Below are 16,158 nucleotides of genomic sequence, written 5' to 3'. Positions count from 1 at the left end.
CCCGGGCCTCACCAGGCGTTCGCGCCCCGCACGACGTACACTGGTCGGTCCACTGCAGGCCGGCTCCCTTCGTGGGAGCCGGCCTGATCGTCCCTCAAGGAGGTACGTGGATGACCAGTACGGTCCCCGCGCTCGGAACCCGTACGGCCGAAGGCTCCGCCCTGCAGGCCGTGCTCCTCGACATGGACGGCACCCTGGTGGACACCGAGGGCTTCTGGTGGGACGTCGAGACGGAGGTCTTCGCCTCCCTCGGCCACACCCTCGACGACTCCTGGCGCCACGTCGTGGTCGGCGGCCCCATGACCCGCAGCGCCGGCTTCCTGATCGAGGCCACCGGCGCTGACATCACCCTCGCCGAACTCAGCGTCCTGCTCAACGACGGCTTCGAGCAGCGCATCGGCCGTGACCTGCCGCTCATGCCCGGCGCCGCCCGGCTGCTCGCGGAACTGACCGCGCACGAGATCCCCACCGCCCTGGTCTCCGCCTCGCACCGGCGCATCATCGACCGCGTCCTGAAGTCGCTCGGCCCCCAGCACTTCGCCCTCACCGTCGCCGGCGACGAGGTACCCCGCACCAAGCCCCACCCCGACCCGTACCTGGCGGCCGCGGCGGGCCTCGGCGTCGACCCGGCCCGCTGCGCCGTGGTCGAGGACACCGCGACCGGGGTCGCCGCGGCGGAGGCCGCCGGCTGCCGCGTCGTGGCCGTGCCCTCGGTCGCCCCCATCACCCCGGCCGCCCGGCGCACGGTGGTCGCCTCCCTGGAAGAGGTCGACCTGCCGTTTCTCCGCGGTCTCATGACCCACATGCGCTAGCCCCGGATGGCCGGATCCGGGCGCGGGCGGCCGAAGTCGGACTGTGATGTTCACCACGCTGCCAGGGGTCGACAGAAAAGCACAGGTGTGCTGCCACCGACGTGGCGAACGTTGTCGAGGAGCCCTTGTGTCCTGATTGGTGAAACCCTGCACGAATCCTTCCACTGTCGGGTTTTCGGTGCGTCCACACCCGGTTTCGCTCCGTGATGAGCCCTCAACTCCGGTGGCTGCGAGCGCCCGTGCGGGCGCGGACTAATCTCGTCGCGAGAACATCGGCCACTACCCCCGTGATCCGCCGCGACACCCCTGCATGCCGGATACACGGACCGACAGCTCTGGAGAAACTCGAGCATGAACCGCAAGACTTTGGTGCTGCCGGCCGTCGTCGGCCTGCTCGCGCCGGTGCTCGCCGCCTGCGGCGGATCGGACAGCGGCAGCGGCGACGGGGACGCGATCGTCGTCGGCACCACGGACGGGTTCAGCGTCTCGAAAGAGATAACCGCGCCCTTCGACCCGGCGTACGCCTACGACGTCGGCGCCTGGAACATCATGCGCCAGACCTCGCAGACGCTGATGGTGCTGCCCCGCGGCGACGGCGAACCCGTGCCCGAGGCCGCCCAGCAGTGCGGATTCACCGACACCGGCAACGAGCGCTACGCCTGCACCCTGCGCGACGGCCTGGAGTTCGCCAACGGCGACCCCGTCACCGCCGAGGACGTCAAGTACTCCATCGAGCGCGTCCGGAAGATCCACGCCGACACCGAGGTGGCGTCGCTGCTGTCCACCGTGGACACCGTGGAGACGAAGGGCGACCGCGAGGTCATCTTCCACCTCAACACCGCCGACGCCACCTTCCCGTTCAAGCTGTCGACGCCGGTCGCCGGCATCGTCAACCCGGACGACTACGAGAAGGACAAGCTGCGCGACGGCTTCGAGCTGACCGGCTCCGGCCCGTACACGATGAAGGCCGAGGTCAAGGGCGACGAGATGACCAAGGCGGTGTTCACCAAGAACCCCAAGTACAAGGGGAGTCTCAAGGTGAACAACGACAAGGTCGAGCTGGTCTCCTTCGCCGACGCGGAGGCGATGGGCGACGCCATCGACAAGGGCGACATCGACGTGATGACCCGCGCGATGACGCCGGAGCAGGTCCAGACCCTCGCCAAGGCCACGGACGGCGACGTCGACCTGGTCGAGGTGGCCGGTCTCGAAATCCGCTACCTCGCCTTCAACACGGACGCGTCGACGGTCAAGGACGCGGCCGTCCGCCAGGCCATGGCCCAGCTCATCAACCGCAGCGAACTCGTCTCCGCGGTCTACGGCTCCCAGGCCGAACCGCTGTACTCCATGGTTCCGGCCGGCATCACCGGCCACTCCAACTCGTTCTTCAACAAGTACGGCGACCCCAGCGTCTCCAAGGCCAAGACGCTGCTGGAGGACGCGGACGTCACCACGCCGGTCAAGCTGACGCTGCACTACACGACGGACCACTACGGCGCCGCGACCAAGCAGGAGTTCGAGCAGCTCCAGAAGCAGCTCAACGACAGCGGCCTGTTCGACGTCGACATCAAGGGCACGCCCTGGGAGAAGTTCCACCCGGCGGAGCGCAACCGCGAGTACGACGTCTTCGGCATGGGCTGGTTCCCCGACTTCCCGGACGCGGACAGCTTCATCGCGCCGTTCCTCGACAAGGGCAACACCCTCAACATGCCCTACGCCAACCCGGAGATCATCGACAACCTGATCCCCGCCTCCCGCGGCGAGGCCGACCGGCTCTCCGCGGTGGACAGCCTCACCGAGATCCAGGACATCACCGCCAAGGAGGTCCCGCTGATCCCGCTGTGGCAGGGCAAGCAGTACGTCGCCACCCGTGACGACGTGACCGGCACCGCCTACCTCCTCAACTCCTCCTCCTCGCTCCAGCTGTGGGAGCTGGGCCGGGGCGTGAGCGGCTGACGCCGGACCGGACCAGCGCGAAGGGCGCCCTCCTCCCGCTCGGAGGAGGGCGCCCTTCGCGTCGTGCACGGCACGCGCCGCGCGGGAGCGGGCTGCCCGCGGACACGGACACCAGCGGCTACTGGGCGCCGGGACGCACCAGACCGCTCTCGTACGCGTACACCGCGGCCTGCACGCGGTCCCGCAGACCCAGCTTGGTCAGCACATGTCCCACATGAGTCTTCACGGTGGTCTCGCTCACGAACAGGTCCGCGGCGATCTCCGCGTTGGACAGCCCGCGGGCCACCAGCTTCAGCACCTCCACCTCACGGTCGGTGAGCGTGTGCAGGGTGTCCGGCACCGGCTCGTCCCCGGAAGGCAGATGCGTGGCGTACTTGTCGAGCAGCCGCCGGGTGATGCTCGGGGCGAGCATCGCCTCGCCGTTCGCCACCACCCGGATCGCCTGCACCAGCTCGTTGGCCGGGGCGTCCTTGAGCAGGAAGCCGCTGGCGCCCGCCTTCAGCGCCTCGACCACGTACTCGTCGAGGTCGAAGGTGGTCAGCACCAGCACCTTCGCCGGGCCGTCCCGCTCCGGCCCGGTGATCTGCCGGGTCGCCTCCACGCCGTCCATCCGCGGCATGCGGATGTCCATCAGCACCACGTCGGGCTGCAACGCCCGCACCTGGTCGAGCGCCTGGAGGCCGTCTCCGGCCTCGCCGACGACCGCGAGGTCCTGCTCCGCCTCCAGAATCATCCGGAAGCCCGTGCGCAGCAGCGGCTGGTCGTCGACCAGTAGGACGCGGATGGCCACGTAAGTCTCCTTCTCGCTAGTCCGGCCCCATTCTGCCCTGCGCGGCGGCGCCGGAGTCGGCCGCCCTCACCGGCAGCGGGTAGGGCGGGGGAGTGCCGCCGAACTCCGGACAGTGCGCCTGGTGGTCGCACCAGCCGCACAGCTTGGTGGGACGCGGCCGCCAGTCACCCGTCTCGGTCGCCAGCCGGATCGCCTCCCACAGGGCCAGCAGCTTGCGCTCGACCCGCTCCAGGTCGGCCAGGACCGGGTCGTACGTGAGCACGTCACCGCTGCCGAGATAGACCAGCTGCAGCCGCCGCGGGACGACCTTCTTCAGCCGCCACACCACGAGCGCGTAGAACTTCATCTGGAACAGCGCGCCCTCCGCGTACTGCGGGCGGGGCGCCTTGCCCGTCTTGTAGTCGACGATCCGCACCTCGCCGGTGGGGGCCACGTCGACCCGGTCGATGATGCCGCGCAGCCGCAGCCCGGAGTCCAGCTCGGCCTCGACGAACAGCTCCCGCTCGGCGGGCTCCAGCCGACTCGGGTCCTCCAGGGTGAACCAGCGCTCGACGAGCCGCTCCGCCTCGGCCAGCCACTGCGCCAGCCGCTCGCCCTCCGGATCGTCCGCGAACAGCTCACCGACCTCCGGCCTGCTCTCCCGCAGCCGGTCCCACTGACCGGGGACCAGTGCCTTCGCCCTCGGCGCCGTGCGCTCGGCCGCCGGGGCGTCGAAGAGCCGCTCCAGCACCGCGTGCACCAGGGTGCCCCTGGTCGCCGCCTCGCTGGGCTTCTCCGGCAGCCGGTCGATGACCCGGAACCGGTACAGCAACGGGCACTGCATGAAGTCACCGGCCCGGGAGGGCGAGAGCGAGGCAGGCGGTATCGCCGCGGGCGCGGGCGGGGCGGTCGTGGCCGTCGTCACCGACGCCGAGGCGTCCGGCTCCACGGTGCCCGGCGCCCCGGCCGCCTCCGGCTGGTCCAGCACGGTCGCCGCCGGGCGGGCGGGTCCGCCGGTCTCCTCCGCGACATCCTCGGTACTCGTCTCCATGTCCACAGACCATACGGCCGGGCACTGACAGCGACCCAGCCCGCAGGCGTGACCCGTGTGACGGAGGGGAAGCAGAGGGGTGCCGGAGCGGAACGGGCGGCGACGGACGCATACCATCGACACGAGACCCTCCCGTCCGCAGGCGGGAGACGCTTCGAACGAGGGGACACCGTGGACGTGAGCGGCGGGAGCGGGCAGCCGCGGCCCGGCAACGACGAGTCGGCCGAGCCCCAGGCACAACCCACGGCCCCGGCCACCGGCCCCGCAGCCGCGCCGACCACGGGCCCCGGCCCGCGTGCCGGCGCGGACACACCCGGCTCCGAGTCGGGGGGTGCGGGGGCGCCGGGTTCCGGGGCGCGGGGTGCGGAGGTGTCCGGTTCCGGGGCGCGGGGTGCGGAGACGCCGGACTCCGGGGCACGGGGTGCCCAGATGCCTGGTTCCGGGGCACGGAGTGCCGAGATGTCGCCGTCGGACCGCGAACCCGACTCGGGACCCTCAGACCCCTCTAGCTCCTCCGGCGCCTCTGGCCCCACGGGCTCCTCTGGCCCCTCAGAACCCTCCGACCCCTCGGAACCACCCTCTAACCCCTCGGAACCCTCAAGCCCCTCCGGATCCTCCCGCCCCGCCGAGTCTCGTGAACCGGCCGGGGGCCCCCGGCGCGCCGGGGACCACGAGGGCGCCGGCGGCCCGCGTCACCGTGCCGAGGCGCACACCGACGGCGCGGGCGGGCCGGGACGGCCACCGCAGCGCCGGCCGGAGCCCGGGGGCGGGCTGCTGATGGGCCGCCCCTTCGGCGTACCGGTGTACGTCGCCCCCAGCTGGTTCCTGGTCGCCATCCTGATCACCTGGGTGTTCGGCGGCCAGCTCGACCGCGTCCTGCCCGAGCTGGGCGCCGCCCGCTACCTGGTCTCCCTCTTCTTCGCCGTCGCCTTCTACGCCTCCGTCCTCGTCCACGAGCTGGCCCACACCGTCGCCGCCCTCCGCTTCAAACTCCCCGTCCGCCGCATCCAGCTCCAGTTCTTCGGCGGCGTCTCCGAGATCGAGAAGGAGGCCGAGACCCCCGGCCGGGAATTCGTGCTGGCCTTCGTCGGCCCCCTGCTCTCCCTCGTCCTGTCCGGCGTCTTCTACGCCGCCCTGCTGCCCGTCGAACCCGACAGCGTCGCCGGCGTGCTGCTGGCCGGCCTGATGGTCTCCAACCTCATCGTGGCCGTCTTCAACCTGCTGCCCGGCCTCCCCCTGGACGGCGGCCGCATGCTCCGCGCCGTCGTCTGGAAGCTGACCGGCAAGCCGATGAGCGGAACGATCGCCGCCGCCTGGGTCGGCCGGGCCCTCGCCATCGCCGTACTGATCGGCCTGCCGCTGCTCACCCAGTCGCTCGGCAGCGACGCCGCGGACGACGTCGGCATGGACACCGTCATGGACGCCCTGCTCGCCGCCATCCTCGCCGCGATCATCTGGACCGGCGCCGGAAACAGCCTCCGCATGGCCCGCCTGCGCGAACACCTCCCCGAGCTGCGCGCCCGCGCCCTGACCCGGCGCGCCGTCCCCGTACCGGCCGACACGCCCCTCTCCGAGGCCCTGCGCCGCGCCAACGCCTCCGGGGCCCGCGCCCTGGTCGTCGTCGACGGCGAGGGCACCCCCGCCTCCCTGGTCCGCGAGGCCGCCATCGTCGGCGTACCCGAGCACCGCCGCCCCTGGGTGGCGGTGAGCACCCTCGCCCAGGACCTCACCGACGGCATGCGCGTCTCCGCGGAACTGTCCGGCGAGGAACTCCTGGACGCCCTGCGCGCCAGCCCCGCCACCGAGTACCTCGTCGTCGAGGAGACCGGCGAGATCTACGGCGTCCTGTCCGCCGCCGACGTGGAGCGCGCCTTCGTCAAGGCAATGGCACGGCCCAGCTGAACGCGACCCCCGCGCCGGTCAAGCCCCCGGCAGGAAACCGGTAGGCTGGTCACATGTCCGAACCGACCGGTGCCGCCCGCAGGCGCGGGCCCTTCAAGGTCGGGGACCAGGTTCAGCTGACCGACCCCAAGGGCCGCCACTACACGTTCACGCTCGAGGCCGGGAAGAACTTCCACACCCACAAGGGTTCCTTCCCCCACGACGAACTGATCGGTGCTCCCGAGGGCAGCGTTGTCCGCACCACCGGGAACGTCGCCTACCTCGCGCTGCGCCCCCTGCTCCCCGACTACGTCCTGTCCATGCCCCGCGGGGCAGCCGTCGTCTACCCGAAGGACGCGGGGCAGATCCTCGCCTTCGCCGACATCTTCCCCGGCGCACGCGTCGTGGAGGCCGGCGTGGGCTCCGGCTCCCTCAGCAGCTTCCTGCTGCGCGCCATCGGCGACCAGGGCATGCTGCACTCCTACGAGCGCCGCGAGGACTTCGCCGAGATCGCCCAGCAGAACGTCCAGCGCTACTTCGGCGGCCCGCACCCCGCCTGGCAGCTCACCGTCGGCGACCTCCAGGACAACCTGTCCGACGCCGACGTCGACCGTGTCATCCTCGACATGCTCGCCCCCTGGGAGTGCCTGGACGCCGTCTCCAAGGCACTCGTGCCCGGCGGCATCCTGTGCTGCTACGTCGCCACCACCACCCAGCTCGCCCGGACCGTCGAGTCCATCCGCGAGATCGGCTGCTTCAACGAGCCGACCTCCTGGGAGACGATGATCCGCAACTGGCACGTCGAGGGCCTCGCCGTCCGCCCCGACCACCGCATGATCGGCCACACCGGCTTCCTGCTCACCGCCCGTCGCCTCGCCGACGGCGTCGAGCCGCCCATGCGCCGCCGCCGCCCCGCCAAGGGCGCCTACGGCGAGGACTACGACGGCCCCAACGCCGGCGGAGGCTCCGGCCGCTGAGGCGGCCCCGTGCCGCGTACAACGTACAGACGCCGTGGTGGAGTTCCGGGACACTGCCGGAACTCCACCACGGCGTCGACGCGTTGAGGCGACCACCCGACGGCGACCACCGGCGGGACCACCCGCCCGTACAGAAATCGGAACGGGTACCCACCCCGCCGTTCCCCCGCACTGTGACGTGTGGCACGATGCTGGCCACCCCCACCGGCACAGCCCTCACAGGAGACACTCCTCGTGCAGCACCCCGCCGTTCCGGACCTCTCGCACACGCACACCCGGCCGATCCACTGGGTCGCCACCGCCACGGCCGTCGCCGCAGTGGTCGCCCTGTCCTCGGTACTCCAGCCCGACGCCGCGACGGCAGCCCAGAGTGCCGACAGAGCAGCAGCCCCGAAGAGCGCGCCCGCCCATGTCACGCCGCCCGACCCGGCCGACGTGGCCTTTCCCCTGGAATGCGGTCCCGTCAAGGCCGTGGTGCAGAAGAAGGCCTCCGGCGACCTCGACGGCGACGGCCGGCCCGAAACGGTGGCCGTCGTGCACTGCGACGCGCCCATGGGCACACCGCCCGACGGCGTGTACGTCGTCACACGGGGCCATGACGGCGGCAAGCCCCGCGTCGTGGCCACCCTCGTCGACCCCGGGGAACGCCGCACCGCCACCGAACTCTCGGTGCGCGCCGGTGCCGTCCGCGCCACCCTGCTCGGCTACTCGTCGCCCGACGTGCCCAGTTGCTGCCCCGACGTCACGGACGACGTGAAGTGGCGGTGGAAGAACGGCGCGTTCGTCAGCGACACGCCCTCACAAGCACGCACCGTGTGACCGGCACTCCCAGGACGAGCGGTGTGACACACCAGACAGCGGTCACGGAGCGTACCCGCCAAGTCACATTTTGGTCACTCTGAGTCCGGACCGTAGACCTCGGCCCTGTCCGAAACGCGACGCACGTGGATGCACTCGCCCGGACACTCCTTCACCGAGTCGACCACATCCGTGAGAAGCGTCAGCGGAACGGGCGTTGCCGCCCCCGGGGCCTGCAGCAGCTCGTCGTCCGCGCCCTTCACATAGGCCAGACCGTCGATGTCCAGCTCGAACACCTCGGGCGCGTACTGGGCGCAGATGCCGTCGCCGGTACACAGGTCCTGGTCGATCCAGACCTCCAGAGCCTCGCCGCCGACCCCGGCCTCCTGCTGCACGCTCATCTCTCCTGCCGTTTCCTGCGCCGAGCCGTTCGGGAATCCGGCCAGCTCTGACGGGTGTTGAACACTTCGACCCTACCCCCGCCTGGGTTCCTCTCACGTTCCGTGGGTATTCCCCTGGCGTGAGGGAGAGCGCAAGGGTGAAGATCGGACACACCCCGACAGTCTTTGTGATCTAGGGGTTTCAATCGACACCCACCCAGGTAGGGTCTGGAAGCGTCCAGCTCCCCTTGGAGGAGGTGAGGACCGTGGCAGCCCACGACGACGACATGAACCGCGGCATCCGCCCGGGACGCGGGTCCGAGGACCCGGCCGGGCAGGTGGCCTACCTTGAGCAGGAGATCGCCGTCCTGCGACGCAAGCTCGCCGAATCTCCGCGACACACGAGAATTCTCGAAGAGCGGATCGTCGAACTGCAGACCAACCTGGCCGGCGTGTCCGCCCAGAACGAGCGACTCGCCGGCACACTCCGCGAGGCCCGCGACCAGATCGTGGCCCTCAAGGAAGAGGTCGACCGGCTGGCCCAGCCGCCCGCCGGCTTCGGCGTCTTCCTGCAGGCCAACGAGGACGGCACCGCCGACATCTTCACCGGCGGCCGCAAACTCCGGGTGAACGTCAGCCCGAGCGTCGAGCTCGACGAGCTCCGGCGCGGCCAGGAAGTGATGCTCAACGAAGCACTCAACGTGGTCGAGGCCATGGAGTACGAGAGCGTCGGCGACATCGTCACCCTCAAGGAGATCCTCGAGGACGGCGAGCGCGCCCTGGTACTCGGCCACACCGACGAGGAACGGGTGGTACGGCTCGCCGAACCCCTGCGCGGGCTCACCATCCGACCCGGCGACGCCCTCCTGCTCGAACCCCGCTCCGGCTACGTCTACGAGGTCGTCCCCAAGAGCGAGGTCGAGGAACTCGTCCTCGAAGAGGTCCCCGACATCGGCTACGAGCAGATCGGCGGCCTCGGCGGACAGATCGAAGCCATCCGCGACGCGGTCGAGCTCCCCTACCTCTATCCCGACCTGTTCCGGGAGCACGAGCTGCGTCCGCCCAAGGGCGTCCTGCTCTACGGGCCCCCCGGATGCGGCAAGACGCTCATCGCCAAGGCCGTCGCCAACTCGCTGGCCAAGAAGGTCGCCGAGGTCACCGGCCAGGCCGCCGGCAAGAGCTTCTTCCTCAACATCAAGGGCCCCGAGCTGCTCAACAAATACGTCGGCGAGACCGAGCGGCAGATCCGCCTGGTCTTCCAGCGGGCCCGGGAGAAGGCCAGCGAGGGCACCCCCGTCATCGTCTTCTTCGACGAGATGGAATCCCTCTTCCGCACCCGCGGCTCCGGCGTCAGCTCGGACGTGGAGAACACCATCGTCCCGCAGCTGCTCGCCGAGATCGACGGCGTGGAAGGCCTGCAGAACGTGGTCGTCATCGGCGCCTCCAACCGCGAGGACATGATCGACCCCGCCATCCTGCGGCCCGGCCGGCTCGACGTGAAGATCAAGATCGAACGTCCGGACGCCGAAGCGGCCAAGGACATCTTCGGCAAGTACCTCACCGAACGCCTCCCCCTCCACTCCGACGACCTCGCGGAGCACGAGAAGGACAAGGCGGCCACCGTCCAGAGCATGATCCAGACCGCGGTGGAACAGATGTACGCCGAATCCGAGGAGAACCGCTTCCTGGAAGTCACCTACGCCAACGGCGACAAGGAAGTCCTCTATTTCAAGGACTTCAATTCCGGCGCCATGATCGAGAACATCGTGGGCCGCGCCAAGAAGATGGCGATCAAGGACTTCCTCGACAAGAACCAGAAGGGCCTCCGCGTCTCCCACCTCCTCCAGGCCTGCGTGGACGAGTTCAAGGAGAACGAAGACCTGCCCAACACCACCAACCCCGACGACTGGGCCCGCATCTCCGGAAAGAAGGGCGAACGGATCGTGTACATCCGTACGCTCGTCACCGGAAAGCAGGGCGCGGACACCGGACGCTCCATCGACACGGTGGCAAACACCGGTCAGTACCTGTAAAAGGCGGGGCGGCTGCGGGTCCCCACAGTGGGTACCCGCAGCCGACTGTTTTCCGGAGCCCCGGCTGGAGCAAGGCAATGACGCAAATGATCTCCCCGCCAGCGCAAAGGCGTTCTAGGCTCTTCCATACCGCCGAGTCGCGCAGTGCGGGGACGGGCACCGCACACGCATCGGAGCGCCAGCGGTACTTGAGCGGCGCCCACTACGGGCGCTGCCGGGCAAGGAGGGCCGCATGACCGTACGGCGAGTAATGGGCATCGAGACGGAGTACGGAATCTCCGTCCCCGGCCACCCGAACGCCAATGCCATGCTCACCTCGTCCCAGATCGTCAACGCCTACGCGGCGGCGATGCACCGGGCCCGCCGGGCCCGCTGGGACTTCGAGGAGGAGAACCCGCTGCGGGACGCGCGAGGCTTCGACCTCGCCCGCGAGGCCGCCGACTCCAGCCAGCTCACCGACGAGGACATCGGCCTCGCCAACGTCATCCTCACCAACGGAGCACGGCTCTACGTCGACCACGCCCACCCCGAATACAGCGCTCCGGAAGTCACCAACCCGCGCGACGCGGTCCTCTGGGACAAGGCCGGCGAACGCATCATGGCCGAGGCCGCCGAACGCGCCGCCCAGCTGCCCGGCGCCCAGCCCATCCACCTCTACAAGAACAACACCGACAACAAGGGCGCCTCCTACGGCACACACGAGAACTACCTGATGAAGCGGGAGACCGCCTTCTCGGACATCGTGCGCCACCTGACGCCCTTCTTCGTCTCCCGCCAGGTCTTCACCGGCGCCGGCCGCGTCGGCATCGGCCAGGACGGCCACGAACACGGCTTCCAGCTCAGCCAGCGCGCCGACTACTTCGAGGTCGAGGTCGGGCTGGAGACGACACTCAAGCGGCCCATCATCAACACCCGCGACGAACCGCACGCGGACGCCGAGAAGTACCGGCGCCTCCACGTGATCATCGGCGACGCCAACCTGTCCGAGATCTCGACGTACCTGAAACTCGGCACCACGGCCCTGGTCCTGTCCATGATCGAAGACGGCTTCATCGCCGTCGACCTCGCCGTCGACCAGCCCGTACGCACCCTCCACCAGGTCTCCCACGACCCCACGCTCAAGCACCTCGTCACGCTGCGCAGCGGCCGCACACTGACCGCCGTACAGCTCCAGATGGAGTACTACGAGCTGGCCCGCAAATACGTGGAGGAGCGGTACGGGGCGGACGCCGACGACCAGACCAAGGACGTCCTGGGCCGCTGGGAGGACACCCTCAACCGGCTCGAGAACGACCCGATGAGCCTGGCCGGCGAGCTGGACTGGGTCGCCAAGCGGGAACTCATGGAGGGCTACCGCCGCCGCGACAACCTCGACTGGGACGCCGCCCGGCTGCACCTCGTCGACCTCCAGTACGCCGACGTACGGCCCGACAAGGGCCTCTACAACCGCCTGGTGGACCGCGGCCGCATCAAGCGCCTGCTGGACGAGAACGAGGTCGAGCGGGCCCGCACGAAGCCGCCGGAGGACACCAGGGCCTATTTCCGCGGCCGCTGCCTGGAGCAGTACGCGGACGATGTCGCGGCGGCCTCCTGGGACTCGGTGATCTTCGATCTGCCGGGCCGGGACTCGCTCCAGCGGGTCCCAACCCTGGAACCGCTTCGCGGAACGCGTAATCACGTCAAGGAGCTCCTGGACCGCTGCCGCACCGCGGACGACCTGGTCAGGGTCCTGTCCGGCGGGTGAGCGGACGAGCGGGCACCGGGGAGTAGACAGCCGGACAGGGTGGAATACCCCAGGTCCGGGAACCATGGAGATGGTCCCCGTACGTTGGAGAGAGTGCGGGGCCGATGTCGGACCAGACTTGTAGGGTCTGATCTTGACCGAGCAACTGTGTCGGGCGAACCGAGCGGGGTGAGGGTTATGGCGACCAAGGACACCGGCGGCGGGCAGCAGAAGGCCACGCGGTCCACCGAGGAGGTCGAGGAGCAGGCGCAGGACGCGCAGGCATCGGAGGACCTCAAGGAACGCCAGGAGAAGCTGAACGACGACGTGGACTCCGTCCTGGATGAAATTGACGACGTCCTGGAGGAGAATGCCGAGGATTTCGTGCGCTCCTTCGTGCAAAAGGGCGGTCAGTAGGCCACTTTCGCCTTCGAAGTGAAGGTCGACTTTGGGGGTTAGTGAGTGCGGGAGGGGCCGATGAAGAAGCGCTGCTCGCGGTGCGGGGAGACCAAGCCGCGGGCGGCCTTCGCCGCCAACCGAGCCGCTCGTGACGGGCTGCAGGGTTACTGCCGTCCATGCGTGGCGGAGTACCACCAGGCCCGCCAGCTGGCCAAGGGCAGGAACGTGCGACCCAGGGTGGAGACTCCCGAAGGGCACAAGTACTGCCGGAGCTGTGGTGAGACGAAGCCTCACAGCGAGTGGCACCGAAATGCGAGTGCCTCTGACGGCCTCTCGACGAGTTGCAAGGCGTGCCGGGCGGTGAAGAGCCGGGCGGGCCACCTGAAGCGGCACTACGGCCTCACCGAGGCCGAGCGCGATCAGTTGATCGCCGGCCAAGGCGGCGTCTGCTGCATATGTCTTGCCGCTCCCGCCGCACATGTGGATCACTGCCACGAGACGGGTAGGGTCCGTGGCGTACTGTGCTTCAGCTGCAACGCTGCGCTGGGGCAGTTCAAGGACCGGCCCGATGCCATAAGGCGGGCTGCCGCTTACGTGGAAGGAATCGCGTGGAAGCCAACACTCGTAGCACCGGGCGTCTACCAGCTGCCTTCCTGACGCCTGGCTCGTCCTCCTTCATGGACTTCCTCGGTGAGCACCAGCCGGAGATGCTCCCGGGCAACCGGCAGCTGCCGCCGGTGCAGGGCGTCATCGAGGCACCGCACGGCACCACGATCGTGGCGGTCACGTTCCCCGGGGGTGTCGTCCTCGCCGGTGACCGGCGGGCCACCATGGGCAACATGATCGCGCAGCGGGACGTCGAGAAGGTCTTCCCGGCCGACGAGTACTCGGCGGTGGGCATCGCCGGTACGGCGGGTCTGGCCGTGGAGATGGTGAAGCTGTTCCAGCTGGAGCTGGAGCACTTCGAGAAGGTCGAGGGCGCCCAGCTGTCCCTGGAGGGCAAGGCGAACCGCCTGTCGACGATGATCCGGTCCAACCTGGGCATGGCGATGCAGGGGCTGGCCGTGGTGCCGCTGTTCGCGGGGTACGACGTGGACCGGGGCAAGGGCCGCATCTTCTCGTACGACGTGACGGGCGGGCGCTCCGAGGAGCTGAACTTCGCGACCACGGGCTCGGGGTCGATCTTCGCCCGGGGCGCGATGAAGAAGCTGTTCCACGACGAGCTGACCGAGGAGCAGGCCACGACGCTCGTGGTCCAGGCGTTGTACGACGCGGCTGACGACGACTCGGCGACCGGTGGTCCCGATGTCGCCCGCCGGATCTATCCGATCATCACTGTGATCACCGAGGACGGTTTCCGCCGGCTCGGCGAGGACGAGTGCTCGGCGCTCGCCCGTTCGGTGCTGGAGCGCCGGCTGGAGCAGCCGGACGGTCCGCGGGCCGCGCTGCTGTAGCGGGAGCGGGGCTTCGTGTTGTCAGGTGGTCCAGTGTTTTTGACAGGAAGGGACGGATAACCGGTGTCGACGCCGTTCTATGTATCTCCTCAGCAGGCGATGGCGGACCGGGCGGAGTACGCCCGCAAGGGCATCGCGCGTGGCCGCAGCCTGGTGGTGCTGCAGTATGCCGACGGCATCGTGTTCGTCGGTGAGAATCCGTCCCGTGCGCTGCACAAGTTCAGTGAGATCTACGACCGGATCGGCTTCGCGGCCGCCGGCAAGTACAACGAGTACGAGAACCTGCGGATCGGCGGCGTGCGCTATGCCGACCTGCGGGGTTACACCTACGACCGTGACGATGTGACGGCGCGCGGCCTGGCCAATGTGTACGCCCAGACGCTGGGCACGATCTTCTCCAGCCAGGCCGAGAAGCCGTACGAGGTGGAGCTGGTCGTCGCGGAGGTCGGTGACAGCCCGGAGAACGATCAGATCTACCGGTTGCCGCACGACGGTTCGATCGTCGACGAGCACGGCTCGGTGGCGGTCGGGGGGAACGCGGAGCAGATCAGCGGGTATCTGGACCAGCGGCACCGGGACGGCATGACGCTGGCCGAGGCGCTGAAGCTGGCGGTGCAGGCGCTGTCCCGTGACACCAACGGGTCCGAGCGGGAGATTCCGGCGGAGCGGCTGGAGGTCGCGGTGCTGGACCGGACGCGTCCGCAGCAGCGCAAGTTCAAGCGCATCGTGGGCGGCCAGTTGTCGCGGTTGCTGGATTCCGGTGCGGGTGCGGGTGAAGCGTCGGCGGCGAGTGAGACCGAGTCCGAGACCGACTCCGGGTCGGACGAGGAGTAGGCGCCACCTGCGCCCGCCTCACTGCGGCGGGGCCGTGGACCCCCGTACCACCAGGCTGACCGGCAGGTCCCCCTTCTCGGGGGGCCTGCCTTCCAGTACCGCCAGCAGTGCGTGCATGCCCCGTTCGCCGAAGGCCTCCGCGTCGAGGCGGACGGTGGTGAGTTCGGGGTCGATGGCGGTGGCGAGGCCGAGGTCGTCGAGGCCGGTGACGGAGAGGTCGTCGGGGACGCGGAGTCCGGCGCGGCGGATCGCCTTGTAGGCGCCGGCCGCGAGCTTGTCGTCGTCGCAGACCAGTGCCGTGGGCCGGGGACCGGGTGCGGCGAGGGCGGCCTCCGTGGCCCGCAGGGCGCCCTCAATGGAGATGGGTGCCCCGATGGTGCGCAGCTCGGTGCCGGGGACGTCGGCGAGCCGGGAGGCCAGTTCGCGGGCGCGTACCTCGAAGGTCCAGGAGGGGATGTCGGCGGCGAGGTGCAGGAAGCTGCGGTGGCCCAGCGCCAGCAGGTGGTCGGCGACCTGGTGGATGCCGTCGGCGATGTCGAGGTTGACGGTGGCGGCGCCCAGGCTGCCTTCCGGGTCGCTGTCGAGCATGACGAGGGGGAGTTGGTCGCCGCGGATGGCGGAGAGGGCGTCGGCGGCCATGGAGGAGGCGATGACGCCGTCGAGGGCGGCCTGGGCGGAGGCGAAGGGGTCGCGGGCGGGGCCGACTCCTTCGGGTGAGGGGTAGAGGACGACGCCGAAGCCGTGTGCGGCGGCGACGCGTGCGGCGCCGGTGTACACCTCGGCGAAGAACTCCGTGGTGAGGGCGGGGACGACCAGCAGGACGGTGCGGGTGCGGCCGAGGCGCAGGTTGCGGGCGGCGAGGTTGGGGCGGTAGCCCAGTTCGAGTGCGGCGTCGCGGACGCGCTGGGCGGTGGGTTCGGAGACGCGGCCGCGCCATTTGTCGCCGAGGACCAGGGAGACGGCCGCCTGGGAGACGCCGGCGGCCTGGGCGACGTCCCGGCTCGTGGGGCGGGTGCTGCCTCGTGCCACCGTTCGCCTGCGCTTTCGTCTGGACTGCTGAACTGGCGACATGGTACGTATGGCGACAGGAG

General features: G+C 69.8%; 15 protein-coding genes. 11 read left to right on the top strand and 4 right to left on the bottom strand.

The window, feature by feature from the left end:
* The first annotated feature begins 110 nt into the window (after positions 1-110).
* On the top strand, positions 111-812 hold the full coding sequence (locus K7854_RS10830) for an HAD family hydrolase (protein ID WP_226026176.1): 702 nt from the start codon (positions 111-113) through the stop codon (positions 810-812).
* Positions 813-1,163: 351 nt separating this feature from the next.
* The gene (locus K7854_RS10825) at positions 1,164-2,768 is read left to right on the top strand and encodes an ABC transporter substrate-binding protein (RefSeq protein WP_226026175.1); all 1,605 of its coding nucleotides are present in this window, start codon (positions 1,164-1,166) and stop codon (positions 2,766-2,768) included.
* 118 nt (positions 2,769-2,886) lie between these two features.
* Here K7854_RS10825 and K7854_RS10820 read toward each other — a convergent pair whose 3' ends face one another.
* Both K7854_RS10820 and K7854_RS10815 read right to left on the bottom strand, forming a co-directional pair.
* The gene (locus K7854_RS10820) at positions 2,887-3,558 is read right to left on the bottom strand and encodes a response regulator (RefSeq protein WP_003977171.1); all 672 of its coding nucleotides are present in this window, start codon (positions 3,556-3,558) and stop codon (positions 2,887-2,889) included.
* Between the two features lie 16 nt (positions 3,559-3,574).
* Complete coding sequence (locus K7854_RS10815) at positions 3,575-4,588, bottom strand: RecB family exonuclease (RefSeq protein ID WP_226026174.1); 1,014 nt, start codon at positions 4,586-4,588, stop codon at positions 3,575-3,577.
* 171 nt (positions 4,589-4,759) lie between these two features.
* On the opposite strand from K7854_RS10815, the gene K7854_RS10810 reads away from it, so the two are divergent.
* From K7854_RS10810 to K7854_RS10800, 3 genes are all read left to right on the top strand, one after another.
* Positions 4,760-6,490, top strand: a complete 1,731-nt coding sequence (locus K7854_RS10810) for a site-2 protease family protein (RefSeq protein ID WP_226026173.1) — start codon at positions 4,760-4,762, stop codon at positions 6,488-6,490.
* A 53-nt stretch (positions 6,491-6,543) separates the two neighbouring features.
* Positions 6,544-7,446, top strand: a complete 903-nt coding sequence (locus K7854_RS10805) for a tRNA (adenine-N1)-methyltransferase (RefSeq protein ID WP_226026172.1) — start codon at positions 6,544-6,546, stop codon at positions 7,444-7,446.
* Positions 7,447-7,680: 234 nt separating this feature from the next.
* Positions 7,681-8,265: a hypothetical protein gene (locus tag K7854_RS10800; RefSeq protein ID WP_226026171.1), complete on the top strand. Its 585-nt coding sequence runs from the start codon at positions 7,681-7,683 to the stop codon at positions 8,263-8,265.
* Between the two features lie 74 nt (positions 8,266-8,339).
* On the opposite strand, the gene K7854_RS10795 is transcribed toward K7854_RS10800, so the two are convergent.
* Positions 8,340-8,645 carry a ferredoxin gene (locus K7854_RS10795; protein WP_189746635.1) on the bottom strand — a complete coding sequence of 102 codons (306 nt, stop codon included), beginning with the start codon at positions 8,643-8,645 and terminating at the stop codon, positions 8,340-8,342.
* A gap of 245 nt (positions 8,646-8,890) precedes the next feature.
* Here K7854_RS10795 and arc point away from each other — a divergent pair, with 245 nt between their 5' ends.
* From arc to prcA, 6 genes are all read left to right on the top strand, one after another.
* The gene (gene arc, locus K7854_RS10790; RefSeq protein WP_030190765.1) at positions 8,891-10,657 is read left to right on the top strand and encodes a proteasome ATPase; all 1,767 of its coding nucleotides are present in this window, start codon (positions 8,891-8,893) and stop codon (positions 10,655-10,657) included.
* A gap of 232 nt (positions 10,658-10,889) precedes the next feature.
* A complete protein-coding gene (gene dop, locus K7854_RS10785; RefSeq protein ID WP_345605245.1) occupies positions 10,890-12,401 on the top strand; it encodes a depupylase/deamidase Dop in 1,512 nt (503 codons plus the stop codon).
* Positions 12,402-12,578: 177 nt separating this feature from the next.
* Positions 12,579-12,797: a ubiquitin-like protein Pup gene (locus tag K7854_RS10780; protein ID WP_053128307.1), complete on the top strand. Its 219-nt coding sequence runs from the start codon at positions 12,579-12,581 to the stop codon at positions 12,795-12,797.
* 60 nt (positions 12,798-12,857) lie between these two features.
* Positions 12,858-13,436 (top strand): endonuclease VII domain-containing protein, encoded by a 579-nt coding sequence (locus tag K7854_RS10775; RefSeq protein WP_226026170.1) that lies wholly within the window; start codon positions 12,858-12,860, stop codon positions 13,434-13,436.
* Entirely contained in the window at positions 13,388-14,233 is an 846-nt protein-coding gene (gene prcB, locus K7854_RS10770) for a proteasome subunit beta (RefSeq protein WP_226026169.1), read from the top strand. The genes K7854_RS10775 and prcB overlap by 49 nt, the downstream gene beginning before the upstream one ends.
* Positions 14,234-14,296: 63 nt before the next feature.
* Entirely contained in the window at positions 14,297-15,067 is a 771-nt protein-coding gene (gene prcA / locus K7854_RS10765; RefSeq protein WP_226026168.1) for a proteasome subunit alpha, read from the top strand.
* A gap of 18 nt (positions 15,068-15,085) precedes the next feature.
* On the opposite strand, the gene K7854_RS10760 is transcribed toward prcA, so the two are convergent.
* Positions 15,086-16,096 (bottom strand): LacI family DNA-binding transcriptional regulator, encoded by a 1,011-nt coding sequence (locus K7854_RS10760; RefSeq protein WP_226026167.1) that lies wholly within the window; start codon positions 16,094-16,096, stop codon positions 15,086-15,088.
* Positions 16,097-16,158: the final 62 nt, after the last annotated feature.

The sequence above is a fragment of the Streptomyces hyderabadensis genome, from assembly GCF_020404845.1.
GTDB classification, from domain to species: Bacteria; Actinomycetota; Actinomycetes; order Streptomycetales; family Streptomycetaceae; genus Streptomyces; species Streptomyces hyderabadensis.
This window is presented reverse-complemented; position numbering and strand designations above follow the sequence as displayed.

Excerpts from the sequence above, each read along its gene's own strand:
- K7854_RS10780 (WP_053128307.1), top strand. The coding sequence starts at position 12,579 with ATGGCGACCAAGGACACCGGCGGCGGGCAGCAGAAGGCCACGCGGTCC.
- K7854_RS10830 (WP_226026176.1), top strand. The coding sequence starts at position 111 with ATGACCAGTACGGTCCCCGCGCTCGGAACCCGTACGGCCGAAGGCTCC.
- dop (WP_345605245.1), top strand. The coding sequence starts at position 10,890 with ATGACCGTACGGCGAGTAATGGGCATCGAGACGGAGTACGGAATCTCC.
- K7854_RS10825 (WP_226026175.1), top strand. The coding sequence starts at position 1,164 with ATGAACCGCAAGACTTTGGTGCTGCCGGCCGTCGTCGGCCTGCTCGCG.
- K7854_RS10775 (WP_226026170.1), top strand. The coding sequence starts at position 12,858 with ATGAAGAAGCGCTGCTCGCGGTGCGGGGAGACCAAGCCGCGGGCGGCC.
- K7854_RS10815 (WP_226026174.1), bottom strand. The coding sequence starts at position 4,588 with ATGGAGACGAGTACCGAGGATGTCGCGGAGGAGACCGGCGGACCCGCC.
- K7854_RS10795 (WP_189746635.1), bottom strand. The coding sequence starts at position 8,645 with ATGAGCGTGCAGCAGGAGGCCGGGGTCGGCGGCGAGGCTCTGGAGGTC.
- K7854_RS10805 (WP_226026172.1), top strand. The coding sequence starts at position 6,544 with ATGTCCGAACCGACCGGTGCCGCCCGCAGGCGCGGGCCCTTCAAGGTC.